Here is a 13,191-nt window from a genome sequence, read left to right as displayed (position 1 = left end):
GGGCGTGGCGGTAAAACCCCGTGGAAGCTGGAAAGGGCGCGTCAGGCAACCCCGACCACCCACAGAGCGGAAAAAAGGATGGGGGGGGGGTCGATACGCCCCCCCCCCACCACTGTCGGTCCTTCGAAACCTGCCCGGATCAGGACACGCGGCGCAGCAGCGCGGCGAGTGCCTGTCCGCCACCGATGCACATGGTGACGACGCCGAGTTCGAGATCGCGACGGATCAGGTCCTTGGCGACGCGCAGTGTCAGGATCGCGCCGGTCGCGCCGACCGGGTGGCCCAGGGCGATGGCACCGCCGTAGGGGTTGGTCTTCTCCGGGTCGAGCTTGGCGTCGCGCGCCACCGCCACGGCCTGCGAGGCGAAGGCCTCGTTGAGCTCGACGGTGTCGATGTCGGCCGGGGTCAGGCCGTTCTGCTCGAACAGCTTCACCAGGGCGAGGGTCGGGGCGTAGCCCATCAGCTCGGGCTCCATCGCCGAGGTGACGACCGACTCGAGCACGACAGAGGCACCGAGACCGCGTTCACGGGCGACCGACTCGCGGGCCAGGACGAGCGCGGCAGCGCCGTCGTTGATCCCGGAGGCATTACCGGCGGTGACGGTGCCGTCCTTGATGAACGCCGAGCGCAGCTTGCCGAGCACCTCGAGTGTGGTGTCGGGCTTGGGGTGCTCGTCCTCGGTGACGGTGACGGGCTTGCGGCCACCGATCTCGACCGGGGTGATCTCCTCGGCGAAGGCGGCCTTCGCGGCGTCGGTGGCGGCGCGGCGCTGCGATTCGAGGGCGAACTCGTCCTGCTGCTCGCGGCTGACGCCGTACTCGCGGGCGACGTTCTCGGCCGTGACGCCCATGTGCAGTCCGCTGAACGGATCGGTGAGCATGCCGACGGTGCCATCGACGAGTTCGCGGTTGCCGAGCTTGTAACCGTTGCGGGCACCGAAGTCGTAGAACGGCATGCGCGACATGCTCTCGTCGCCACCGGCGACGGTGATCTCCGCGGCACCCCAACGGATCTCCTGGGCGGCGGACCACACGGCCTGCAGACCCGAGCCGCACAGGCGGTTGACGGTGAGGGCCGGGGTGGAGACGGGAAGTCCGGCGGCGAGGGTGACGCGACGGGCGTTGTAGGCGTCGGCACCGACCTGGCCGATGCAACCCATGACAACCTCGTCGATGTCCTCACCTGCGACACCCGCGCGCTGCAGCGCCTCGCGGACTGCGGTGGCGCCGAGTTCGTGCGCGGGTACGTCCTTGAGTGCGCCGCCGAAGCTGCCGACGGGGGTGCGTGCGCCGTCGACGATGACGATGCGTTCCGGAGCGGTCATTTCTCGTCCAATCTGGTCGAACACCTGGGGTCCACGCGCCGGCACCGCCGAGCGCACAGATCTTCGGGAAGGCGTCCTCCCGAAGCGTCTGACTCGATGCTACGGCACCGAGTGCCGCACTTGCGAAGGTCCGAACACGAGTTGCAGGAACGGAAACGGAAACGCCATTCTGCAATACGGACTACGTTATTTTCACTCGGCGTCGACGGTGAACGGAGGACCCTCCGCGAGACGTTCCGCAGCCGCCGGTGTGCCCAGTTCACGGCGGTGGCGAGGGTGCTCCACGTAGAACTCGAGGAAACGGTACAACTGCACCGGATCGACGGCCAGATGCCGTGAGTCCACCTCGATCCGGGGCTCGGACGGCAGGCGCTCGAAGGGGAACACCCGACTCGTGCGCCGACGCGCCCACGCCGCCGACCCGTGCCCCTCGATCCAGATCTCCGGGAACCCCCGGTCGACCGCACGAAGACCCCGCACCGACACCCACGGCAGATAGGACTCCACGAACCAGCCGCGCAGCCTGATCCCGTCCGGCCCGAGAACCAGCGAACCGGCCCGGATGCGCCCGAGTGCCACCTCCACGAGGAAGGCCAGACACACCCCGGCGACGAGCGCCAGCACCAGCGCCACGAGAGGTAAACCCTCGTTCCCGACCACGATCTCCACAGCTGCGCCGAGCGAGAGGAACGTCCCGCACAGCACCATCGCGAGCAGCAGACCGAAGACGGGGCGACGGCCCGCGATCTCGGTACTGCCGCGATCGGCCGTCTCGACGTACCGGAACCGCGGGGTGCGGCTCGGAGGCCACGGCGACGGTCGCCGGGCCCCAGATCCGGCAGGCCACCAGAAGGTGGCGCCGAAGGCCGCCGTCAGCAGCATCAGCACCGCCAGGATCGAATAGAAGCGGTCGGCGCCCACCGAATCGGTGCCCCACGCGCTCGCTCCGCGGGCCGCGGCGAAAATCGCCACGAGCACCGCCGCACCGGCCGCTGCGTACACGTGCAGATTGCGCGTGCCGTGCTGCCATTCGCTCGGCGGTTCGATGTGGGATGTCGGTTCGGCACCGGAAGTCGGTTCGGCACCGGAAGTCGCAGCCTCCGTGCCGCGCCCACCCCACGGGACAACAGGTCGTCGCATCGGTCTCCCCTCCAGGTGTACCGAGGAGCCCCGACGTCCTCGGCCCTGCCGGTCGGCCGGAACGCTACCTCGAGCGGCGGACCCGATGCGGACCCTTCGGGTGCGACGTCACCGACGGGCACACGAGTTGGCACCGGTCGGTGTGACAATTAACATACCCCTCGGTCATCGGGGTGTTGAACCAGGTCACGGCCGTTTATGAAGGAACAGGACGCACATGGGAGAATCTCGCGAGAATTTTTCCCTACGTGTCGGTAACACCTATAGGCGTGAGCACGACACAATCTGTGACGATTCAGACGAGACCGGAGGATTCTGCATGACTGTCCAGCTTGATTCGCCTGGCCTTGCGTCCGTCGGCGAAGCTTCGTCGGCCGAGGCAGAGCTCGGGGAGCTGTTCGAGCAGATCAAGGAGCTCGACGCTCAGCTGCTTGCGGTGATCAAGCGGCGTTCGGAGCTCGTTCAGCGCGCCGGAGCATCCGCGAAGGGCACCGACGCCAGCCGCGAAGCACAGGCCGAGGAAATGGCCGTCATGGGACGCTTCGCCGAACTCGGCACCGACGGCAGCACGCTCGCGATGACGCTGCTGCGCCTCGGCCGCACCCGCAAGGCCTGAGACCTACCACCGACGGCCCCCGCACCACATGGTGCGGGGGCCGTCGCCGTCCACCGCTTCGCATCACGCCGGTCGCAAATGTGGCCGCCCGCTCCCCTGTCGGCATACCGTCGGGACATCCCCGAAGAACGGACAAGGCAGCATGGATCTCGGACTCGCTGCCAAGCGGTCCATCGTCACCGGCGGTAGCCGCGGCATCGGCTACGCCATCGCGCGGGCACTGGCCACCGAAGGTGCCGACGTGGTGATCGCGGCCCGTACCGCGGCCGATCTCGACATCGCGGCGAAGACCCTCTCGGAGGAGACCGGGCGACGAATCGTTCCCGTGCCCACCGACACCAGCGACCAGGCCTCGGTCGACGCACTCGTCGCGCGGGCCGTCGCCGAACTCGGTGGCGTCGACATCCTCGTCAACTCCGCCGCCACACCCTGGAGCGCCGACAAGCCGACGAGTTTCGCCGCGACCACCGACGACATCCTTCGCAACGAAGTCGAGATCAAGGTCCTCGGCTGTCTGCGCACCGCACGCGCCGTCGCCCCCTACCTGATCGAGCAGGGCTGGGGCCGGATCATCAACATCAGCGGGCTCGGCGCGCGCAGCGCGAACTCCATCGCCCAGACGGTCCGGAACGTCAGCGTTGCAGCCGTGACGAAGAACCTCGCCGACGAACTCGGCCCGCACGGCATCAACGTCACCGTGGTCCACCCAGGCCGCACCCGCACAGAACGGCTGGCGGCGCGACTGGCCGAGGAGTCCGCCGAGACGGGCACGCCGATAGCCGAACTGGAACAGCAGATCGCGAAGAACTCCGTGAACCGCCTCATCGACGCGAGCGAGGTCGCCGACGTCGTCGCGTTCCTCGCGAGCCCGCGCAGCATCGGCATCACCGGCGATGCGATCGCCGTGGGCGGCGGCGTACCCGGCGCGGTCTACTACTGACCGGTCCGACGAAACGATACGGCACCGCCGTCAGCGTGAGATTCGACGGCACCGCCGTCAGCGCAAGATTCGACGGCACCGCCGTCAGCGCAAGATCGTTTTGATCTCCAGGAACTCCTCGAGCCCGAAGACACCGGCCTCGCGTCCGATACCCGACTGCTTGTAACCACCGAAAGGTGCGTCGGTGTTGAAGGCGCCGCCGTTGATGTAGACCTGACCGGTGCGCATACGGCGGGCCACGGCCTCCGCTCGCGCTGGGTCGGCCGACCAGACCCCACCGGACAGGCCGTACTCGCTGTCGTTGGCAATGCGCACCGCATCGTCCTCGTCCTGGTATCCGATGATCGACAGCACCGGCCCGAAGATCTCCTCGCGGGCGATCGTCATCTCCGGCGCGACGTTCGTGAACACGGTCGGGCCGACGAAGTAGCCGGTGGTGAACTCGGTTTCGCGTCCGTCGAGCACCAGTTCGGCCCCCTCCTCGACGCCCTTGTCGATGTACGCCTTCACGCGGGCCTGCTGCGTGCCGCTGACGAGCGGGCCCAGCTTCGACGACGGATCGTCGGGCAGCCCGACGGTGTAGGCCCGCGCGACCTGCTCGGCGACGGCGGTGGCCTCCTGCAGACGGTCGGCGGGGACGAGCATGCGGGTCAGGGCGGTGCAGGTCTGGCCGGAGTTGAGGAAGCACTTGCCGACACCCTCGGTGACGGCGGCGGTGAGGTCGGCATCGTCGAGGATGATGTTGGCCGACTTGCCGCCGAGTTCGAGCGCGACCTTCTTCACCGTCTCCGCAGCGACGACCGAGACGCGCTTGCCGGCACGCGTCGAGCCCGTGAACGACACCATGTCGACGTCGGGGTGTGCGGCGATGGCCTCGCCGACGACCGGTCCGTAACCGCTGACGAGGTTGAACACGCCCGGCGGCAGGCCGGCCTCGTCGACGATGTCGACGAGCGCGTAGGTCACCAGCGGCGCGACCTCGGTGGGCTTGAGCACCACGGTGCACCCGGCGGCGAGCGCGGCGAACACCTTGAGCACCACCTGGTGCAGCGGGTAGTTCCACGGGGTGATCGCCCCGACGACCCCGATGGGTTCGCGTACGACCAGGGCGTTGCCGATCTCCTGGTCGTCGAAGTCGTACGTTCCGGCCAGCGACGCATAGGCGGCAATATTCTTCAGCGGCATCCCGACCTGGATGGCACGCGCGAAGTGAGCGGGCATCCCCATGTCCTGGGAGACGACGCTCGTGAGTTCGTCGGCACGCTCGTTCGCCAGCGAGGAGACCTTCTCCAGGTAGGCGGCGCGCGACGCACCACTGAGCGCGGACCAGGCCGGGAAGGCCGCCTTCGCTGCGGCGACCGCCCGATCGACATCGGAGGCGGCACCCTCGGCGACCGCGGCGACGACCTCTTCGGTCGTCGGGTTCACGACCTCGATGCGGCCGGCGCCGTCGGAGTCCACCCACTGCCCGTCGATGTAGATCTTCGTGCGGTCGAGAATGTCGGTCATATCGCTCTCCCTGCTCGTAGTCCGGCCTGTCGACGCCGTTGGGCGCGAGCGTAGCGAAGACCCTCCCGCAATAAAGCGTTTACTCCCGGCGGGTTGTGATGTATCCCGCCGTCACCGGAGTTAACACGTGCGCTACACTTGCCATTGCTGCTCGCGCGCTCCACCGTCGCAACGCACGGCGCATTCGGACAAAGACGTCTGCATTCACACACACATCGTCTCCGGCACACGTCTATGCACCTCAGGAGCTGCGCCTTCCCACGCGTTCCCCTTCTTCGCATCGTCACTGCCGGTCGACGTCGAATTCGATGCACCGAGGAGGACGTCCGTGACGCACGCCAGTGACACCGGCCTGTACGACAGCACGCTGGACAAGAGCAGTTGTGGTGTCGGTTTCATCACCCGCAAGGACGGCGTGCAGACCCACGACGTGCTCACCCGCGGTCACGAGGCCCTGTGCGTCGTGCCGCACCGCGGTGGCATGTCCGCCGAGGGTGTCGGCGACGGAGCCGGCATCAACGTGGACCTGTCGGTCGCCTTCTTCTCCGAGATCACCGGAAAACCATTGCAGGAAGGGCACTTCGGTGTCGGAAACTTCTTCCTCCCCACCGATCCCGCGGCGCATGCCGATGCCGAGGAACTCGTCTCGTCGGCACTCGCCGGAGCCGGGGTCACCGTGCTCACGATGCGCGACGTCCCCGTCGACGACAGCGTGTTGCGTCCTGCCGCAACGAAATACCAGCTGCCGATCCGTCAGTGGATCTTCACGCGGCCCGACGCGTGCGACTCCGTCGACGAGTTCGACCGACTGCTGCACGGCGTGCTCCTCGAGGTCGAGGCCCGCGCCTACACCGAGCCGGAACTGGGCGGGCTGTACCCGCTCTCGCTCAGTGCGCGCACGCAGGTTCTCAAGAACCGCTTGAACTCTCACGAGGTCATCCCGTACTTCCTCGATCTCACCGATCCGCGGCACGCGGTGCACACCCTGTTCTTCCACACCCGGTTCTCGACGAACACCGATCCGCATCCGACGATGGCGCAGCCGTTCCGCCTCATAGCGCACAACGGTGAGCTGAACACCGATCGCAAGAACCGGCTGTTCGAGGGCGCCCTCGCCCGCGCGATGGGCCGTGACATCATTCGCCCGCCGGGACAGTCCGACAGCTGCCGCTTCGACCAGACCTTGGCCTCGCGTATCGCCCACAACGAACTCGACCTCGTCACCGCCGTCGTGCAGATGATGCCGCCTGCCTGGGAGAACGACACCGAGCTGTCGCCACAGGTCCGCGCGATGCTCGAGTTCTTCTCCCTGTACGAGGAGAAGAACGACGGCCCCGCGGCGCTGGTCTTCGGCAACGGCACCGTCGTCGGCGCGCGCCTCGACCGCCTCGGCCTGCGTCCGCTGCGCACCGTGGAGACCGAAGAGTACCTCGCCGTCACCTCCGAGGCCGGCCAGTTCGACTTCGCGCCCGAGACCGTGCTGCGTCGCGGCCGCATCGAGGCCGGTGGCATGCTGTACTTCGATCACCGCACGCGCCGCTCCTACGGAGCGGATGAGGCGCTCGAACTTCTTGCTGCCCGGCAGAATTACGCGTCGCTCGTCGACGAGGCCCGCCGCAATCTCGATGCCCTGCCCGAGGTTCCCGCCGAGAAGGCCGGTTCCCCGCTGCGCTACAACGGCGATCTCGAGCGTTACCAGCGCTACGTGTCCTACAGCATCAACCAGGAATCCTTCCGGTTCATGCTCGACCCGATGCTCGCGTCGGGTCAGGAGCGCATCTCCGCGATGGGTTACGGCAACGCCATCAACGCGCTGTCGGATCAGGAAGGCGGTGTGGCCAAGTACTTCTCGCAGCGCTTCGCCCAGGTCACCAACCCGTCGCTGGACTCGATCCGCGAAGCGGACGGCATGACCCTGCGCGTCGCGCTCGGTGCTCGCCCCGGTAGCGGTGCTCCCGTCTCGTCCGCGACCCAGATCGTGGTGCCCACCCCGATCCTCACGCACCTCGACATGCTGCGTATCCGCGAGCAGTCCGACACCCCGGTGCGGCGTTTCGAGATGCTGTACTCCCCCGTCTTCGACGACGCCAAGGCGAACGCGGCCGCGCTCGCCGCCGCGATCGACGGTACGGCCGAGGCCATTGCCGATTTCGCCCGCGAATCCGGTGGCATCGCCGTGCTCACCGACCGCCACGTCTCCACCGACCGCGCCGGACTGCCGATGGTGCTCACCGTCGCCGCGGTCAACCAGCGCCTGATCGACGAGGGATTGCGTCTGCGCGTGTCCGTCATCGTCGAATCCGGACAGCTGTTCTCGTCGCATCACATCGCCGCGACCCTCGGTTTCGGTGCCGCTGCGGTGTATCCGCTCACGGTGCAGATGCGCGCCGAGGAGAAGTTCGGCGACGATGCCGACGCCGCGTTCCTGAAGTTCCGCAAGGCGGCCGAGAAGTCGCTCATGAAGACGATGGGACGCGTCGGCCTGTGCACCGTCGAGTCGTACATCGGCGGTGAGTTCTTCGAGCCGAGCTATCTCGACACGAGTGACGAGGTGCTCGCGCGCTGGTTCCCGAACGTGAAGTCCCCGGTCGGCGGTGTCGGTTTCACCACCCTCGCGCAGGCCGTCGCCGACTGGCACCGTCGCGCTCTCACCGTGGAGACGGAGAAGGACGTCCCGCTGCTGGGTCTGTTCAAGGAGCGCGCCGGGGGCGCCGGTCACTCGTTCGGCACGACCGCCGTGCGCGGCTTCGTGGACATGACCGAGGAGCCCTTCGCGCTGCCCGTGGAGAAGGAGGCCGAGCCGGATCTGACCGACGCGCTGCGTCTGCTACCGCTGCACCGGCTCTCCGACGCGCACGGTCTCGACGACGCGTCGTACCGCTACGGCGGCTTCCGCGCCCTGACACCCGCCGAGATCGATGCCTTCGAGATCACCCCGGGTTACCGCGCGTTCGCCCGCACGATGGCCGACGAGCGCACACAGCGTCCCGCGGCGCTGCGCGACGTGCTCGCCCTGCCCGCCGACGTCACCTACGCCGTCACCGCCGAGGACTTCACCAAGGAGATGGGCCGCTTCGCGCGGTTCGGCAACAACTCGATGCTCGTGCGCGGGATCTCCGCGGCGCGGGTCGGTGAGAGCGAATTCGTCCTGCGTCTGACCGGTCCGCTCGCAGACGACCACCGTCGTCCCGATGCGCTCGCGGCCTCGCTCGTCGCGCGCTTCGGTGACGGCATCGTCTCGCACCGTTGCTACGGCGACACCCTGACCGTGCACGCGATCGGTGACGCCGCGCGCTATCTCGAGCAGGTCCGCCAGGCCCCGCTGAGCGTGCGGCTCGACCGGGTGCAGCCGGCGCACGAGATCACCCCGGCGCTCGCGTCGGGTGCGATGAGCCATGGCGCGCTCAACTCCAACGCCCACGAGGCCGTCGCCCACGGCACCAACATGGTCGGCGGCATGTCGAACTGCGGTGAGGGCGGCGAGCACATCTCCCGCTACGGCACCATCCGCGGGTCGCGCATCAAGCAGTTCGCGTCCGGCCGCTTCGGTGTGTGGGCCGGTTATCTCGCCGATCCGATGCTCGAGGAGATCGAGATCAAGATCGCGCAGGGCGCGAAGCCCGGTGAGGGCGGCCAGTTGCCCGCCAAGAAGGTCACGGTGGAGATCGCCGCGGCGCGCGGTGCGACCCCGGGCGTCGAGCTGGTCTCGCCGCCGCCGCACCACGACACCTACTCCATCGAGGACCTCGCCCAGCTCATCCACGACGCCAAGGCGGCGCGGGTGCGGGTGATCGTCAAGCTCGTCTCCTCGGAGGGTATCGGCACGATCGCCGTGGGTGTCGCGAAGGCCGGCGCCGACGTCATCAACGTCGCCGGCAACACCGGCGGCACGGGTGCCGCCTCGGTGACCTCGCTGAAGTACGCGGGCCGGTCCGCGGAGATCGGTGTGGCCGAGGTCCACCAGGCCCTCACGGCCAACGGTCTGCGCGACAAGGTCGTGCTGCGCTGCTCGGGTGCGCACCAGACGGCGTCGGACGTCATCGTCTCCGGGCTGCTCGGCGCCGACAGCTTCGAGTTCGGCACCACCGCGCTGATGATGCTCGGCTGCGTCATGGCGAAGAACTGCAACGTCAAGTGCCCGGCAGGTCTGACCACGAATCCCGAAGTGTTCAACGGCGATCCGCGGGCGATGGCCCAGTACCTGCTCAACGTCGCGCACGAGACCCGAGAGCTGCTCGCCCGCCTGGGTCTGCGGTCGCTGCGCGACGCGCGTGGCCGCGCCGACCTGCTGCACCTGCTCGACCACCCGTCGAGCGTGGGCCGGCTGGACCTGCGGGCGATGCTCGCGGTGCTGCCCGAGGTGCACATCGACAATCCGGTCTACATGGAGAAGGACTACTCGCTCGACGAGGCGTGGGTGGCCCGGCTGCGCGAGGCCCTCGTCGATGCGAAGGAGCTCACCGTCTCGCTCGGCGACGGCGTGCAGCTGACGAACAACAACAAGAGCGTCGGCGCGCAGCTGGCGATCGACATCGAGCGCATGCTCAACCACGAGGATCTCGGCGCCCTGCCGGCCGTGCTCGACGACGAGCGCGGACGCCGGTGGCTGCGCGACGGCACCGTCACCATCACCACCTCCGGTTCGGCGGGCCTGTCCTTCGGGGCGTTCTGCAACGACGGCATGCGCATCGAGCACACCGGTACCGCCAACGACGGCGTCGGCAAGGGCCAGTGCGGCGGGCAGATCGTGCTGCACTCCCCCGGCGGCGGCAGCGACCGACGCGGCGGCAACGTGCTCATCGGCAACTTCGCGCTCTTCGGTGCGACCGGTGGTCGCCTGTTCGTCGAGGGTGAGGCCGGCGACCGCTTCGCGGTGCGCAACTCCGGCGCCACCGCCGTCGTCGAGGGTGTCGGCGAGTTCGCCTGCGAGTACATGACCAACGGCGCGGTGCTCAACATCGGCGAGTTCGGCAAGGGCTTCGGCAACGGCATGTCGGGCGGGTTCGTCTACCAGTACGACCCCGAGGGCCTGCTCCCCCGCAAGGCCAGCGCCGACTCGATCGTCCTCGGGTCGATCACCGGTGACGACCCGCAGGCCGCGATCCACAACGCCGCCGTGCTGCAGCTGCTGCACCTGCACGTCGAGGCGACCGGCTCGGTGAAGGCCCGCTTCCTGATCGACAACTGGCAGGTCGAGCAGCACCGCTTCGCGTACGGCATGCCGCGCGCGCTGCTGCAGTACCAGGACCTCGACGAGATCCTCGCCGCAGCGTCGCGCAAGGACCTCGCCGCCGAGGTCGCCACGGCGCTGGTCGCGCACCAGGTGCGCAAGTTCAAGGAGAACTACCGCTCGGGTGTTCCCGTCGCCGGTGGTGTCACCCCGGACGCGACCGACACCGAGGCCATGTACGCGCTGCTCAACAACTACACGGTGCTCGTCGCCGCGCAGGAGATGGCGCTGCAGAAGGTCCCCGGCGCCACCGACGTGTCGGATCCGGCGGTACAGAAGACCGCTCGCAATCTGCTGCTCACCGAGGACTTCTTCCTCGTCGCGAAGCTCGAGCGCTACGCCCTCGCGGCGATCGCCGATCACACCGACGAGCAGCTCGCGGCGCTGGTCGCCGACAAGCGCCTGAACGACTACAAGCAGGCCCTGGCCCTGCGCAACGTCCGCTCGGTCGATGCGCCGGGTACCTACGGCTGGATCCTCTTGCAGAGCCGCAAGAATCTCGACGCCGCAGGTCGCCTGCCCGGTTACGAGGAACTGTTCGCACGCAACGCCGTCCCGAACGTCCTCACCTCCACGATGGGAGTCTCCGCGTGACCACCACCGGCCCGTTCATTCCCCTCGACGCTCCGTTCACCGCCGATCAGCGGTCGTGGCTCTCCGGCTTCGTCGCCGGGATGCAGACCCGCCTGTTCTCCGGTGGCCCCGCCGCCGATGCCGGGACCGTCGGCTCGGCGCCTGCTCTGCACGTGCTCTACGGCTCGCAGACCGGCAATGCCGAAGCCGTCGCCGAGGACGCCGCGGCTGCAGCGCGCACCCAGGGCTTCGCGCCCGTCGTGTGCGCTCTCGACGACATGGACCTCGACCGGTTCGCCGGCCTGGGCCAGGTCCTGATCGTCACATCCACCTACGGCGAGGGCGAGATGCCCGACAACGCCGAGCTGTTCTGGGATGCGCTGTCGGCCGAGAGCGCGCCGCGCCTCGACGGCATGAACTTCGCGGTGCTCGCCCTCGGCGACACCGGTTACGACGGGTTCTGCCAGGCCGGCAAGCTCATCGACATGCGTCTCGAGCAGCTCGGTGCGCAGCGCATCGTGCCGCGGGTGGACTGCGACGTCGAGTTCGAGGAGCTCGCCGCGACGTGGATCGCGGAGACGCTGCCGCTCGTCGCGGCCGTCGAGGGCATCGTGGGCGATGGTGCTCCCGCTCCCGCGGCACCGGCGGCACCGGCCCGGGCGAAGCCGCAGTGGACCCGCAAGAATCCCTATCCGGCGGTGCTGACGTCGAACGTGCTCCTGTCCGGGGAGGACTCGGCCAAGGAGATTCGGCACTACGAGTTCGCGCTCGCCGATTCCGGTCTCGAATACGAAGCGGGCGACGCGCTGAACGTGGTGCCCGTCAACGACACCGAACTCGTGCACGCGATCCTCGGTCGGCTCGGTCTCGACGGCGCGACCGTCCCCGAGAGTCACGACGACACGCTCGAGCACCTCCTCACCTACAACTACGAGATCACCGCTCCGTCCGTCGATCTCCTCGAGGAGATCGAGAAACACACGGGTAACGAGGAACTCACCTATGTGCTGCGGCACGGCGACAAGGCCGCGCTCGACGAATGGTTGTGGGGCCGCGACATTCTCGACGTGCTCCTGCTCGATCCCGCGCCCGAGCTGTCGGCCGAGCAGTTCCTGGCGCTGTTGCGTCCGCTGCAGCACCGGGCGTACTCGATCTCGTCGAGCCCGAACGCGTGCGACGGTTCGGTGCACCTGACGGTCGCGGCGGTGCGCTACGGCACCGACGGCCGCGAGCGTCGCGGGGTGTGCTCGACCTTCCTCGCCGATCGTGTCGGTGAAGGCAAGGTCGGCATCTTCGTATCGAAGAACAAGGCCTTCCGCGTGCCCGCCGACGACACCGCACCGATGATCATGGTCGGTCCGGGCACCGGCATCGCACCCTTCCGCGGCTTCCTGCAGGAACGTCGCGCACGGGGTGCGACGGGGAAGAACTGGCTGTTCTTCGGCGACCAGAAGCGCGGCTGCGACTACATCTACGAACAGGAGTTGGCCGAGTTCGCCGACTCGGGTGTGCTCACGCGCCTGGACCTGGCGTTCTCCCGCGATCAGGCCGAGAAGATCTACGTGCAGACCCGCATGAAGGAGCACGGCGCGGAACTGTTCGCGTGGCTCGAGGAGGGTGGACACTTCTACATCTGCGGCGACGCGTCGCGGATGGCGAAGGACGTCGACCGTGCGCTGCACGAGATCGTCGCCGAGCACGGCGGCATGAACGACGAGCAGGCCGCGGAGTACGTCACCACCCTCAAGCGCGAGAAGCGGTACGTGCGCGACGTGTACTGAGCAGGCCGGGGGTACGCACCGCCGCCGCGAGGCTCGCAACACCATCGGTCACCGGTGGCGTTGCGAGCCCCGAGCGCG

The 13,191-nt window shown here is 68.3% G+C and carries 7 protein-coding genes; 4 read left to right on the top strand and 3 right to left on the bottom strand.

Going from position 1 to position 13,191, the window contains the following annotated elements; all coding sequences use genetic code 11:
• Positions 1 to 139 precede the first annotated feature (139 nt).
• Positions 140 to 1,324 carry a thiolase family protein gene (locus tag ACQR3U_RS12980; RefSeq protein WP_006552890.1) on the bottom strand — a complete coding sequence of 395 codons (1,185 nt, stop codon included), beginning with the start codon at positions 1,322 to 1,324 and terminating at the stop codon, positions 140 to 142.
• A gap of 192 nt (positions 1,325 to 1,516) precedes the next feature.
• Positions 1,517 to 2,464 (bottom strand): hypothetical protein, encoded by a 948-nt coding sequence (locus tag ACQR3U_RS12975; RefSeq protein WP_230810649.1) that lies wholly within the window; start codon positions 2,462 to 2,464, stop codon positions 1,517 to 1,519.
• A 319-nt stretch (positions 2,465 to 2,783) separates the two neighbouring features.
• On the opposite strand from ACQR3U_RS12975, the gene ACQR3U_RS12970 reads away from it, so the two are divergent.
• Both ACQR3U_RS12970 and ACQR3U_RS12965 read left to right on the top strand, forming a co-directional pair.
• Positions 2,784 to 3,080 carry a chorismate mutase gene (locus ACQR3U_RS12970; protein ID WP_019288919.1) on the top strand — a complete coding sequence of 99 codons (297 nt, stop codon included), beginning with the start codon at positions 2,784 to 2,786 and terminating at the stop codon, positions 3,078 to 3,080.
• Positions 3,081 to 3,222: 142 nt separating this feature from the next.
• Positions 3,223 to 4,020: an SDR family NAD(P)-dependent oxidoreductase gene (locus tag ACQR3U_RS12965; protein ID WP_230810650.1), complete on the top strand. Its 798-nt coding sequence runs from the start codon at positions 3,223 to 3,225 to the stop codon at positions 4,018 to 4,020.
• Between the two features lie 84 nt (positions 4,021 to 4,104).
• On the opposite strand, the gene ACQR3U_RS12960 is transcribed toward ACQR3U_RS12965, so the two are convergent.
• Positions 4,105 to 5,529 carry an aldehyde dehydrogenase family protein gene (locus ACQR3U_RS12960; protein ID WP_006552885.1) on the bottom strand — a complete coding sequence of 475 codons (1,425 nt, stop codon included), beginning with the start codon at positions 5,527 to 5,529 and terminating at the stop codon, positions 4,105 to 4,107.
• A gap of 328 nt (positions 5,530 to 5,857) precedes the next feature.
• Between ACQR3U_RS12960 and ACQR3U_RS12955 the strand changes: the two genes are divergently transcribed.
• On the top strand, positions 5,858 to 11,353 hold the full coding sequence (locus ACQR3U_RS12955; protein ID WP_230810651.1) for a glutamate synthase-related protein: 5,496 nt from the start codon (positions 5,858 to 5,860) through the stop codon (positions 11,351 to 11,353).
• Positions 11,350 to 13,113, top strand: a complete 1,764-nt coding sequence (locus ACQR3U_RS12950) for a sulfite reductase subunit alpha (protein WP_230810652.1) — start codon at positions 11,350 to 11,352, stop codon at positions 13,111 to 13,113. Before ACQR3U_RS12955 ends, ACQR3U_RS12950 begins: the two co-directional genes overlap by 4 nt.
• The last annotated feature ends 78 nt before the right edge of the window (positions 13,114 to 13,191 follow it).

Source organism: Rhodococcus sp. IEGM1339 (genome assembly GCF_050321925.1).
GTDB classification, from domain to species: Bacteria; Actinomycetota; Actinomycetes; order Mycobacteriales; family Mycobacteriaceae; genus Rhodococcus; species Rhodococcus pyridinivorans.
Note: the sequence above shows the minus strand (reverse complement) of the source record. Positions and strands in the feature narration are given on the sequence as shown.

Excerpts from the sequence above, each read along its gene's own strand:
- ACQR3U_RS12980 (WP_006552890.1), bottom strand. The coding sequence starts at position 1,324 with ATGACCGCTCCGGAACGCATCGTCATCGTCGACGGCGCACGCACCCCC.
- ACQR3U_RS12975 (WP_230810649.1), bottom strand. The coding sequence starts at position 2,464 with ATGCGACGACCTGTTGTCCCGTGGGGTGGGCGCGGCACGGAGGCTGCG.
- ACQR3U_RS12970 (WP_019288919.1), top strand. The coding sequence starts at position 2,784 with ATGACTGTCCAGCTTGATTCGCCTGGCCTTGCGTCCGTCGGCGAAGCT.
- ACQR3U_RS12965 (WP_230810650.1), top strand. The coding sequence starts at position 3,223 with ATGGATCTCGGACTCGCTGCCAAGCGGTCCATCGTCACCGGCGGTAGC.
- ACQR3U_RS12960 (WP_006552885.1), bottom strand. The coding sequence starts at position 5,529 with ATGACCGACATTCTCGACCGCACGAAGATCTACATCGACGGGCAGTGG.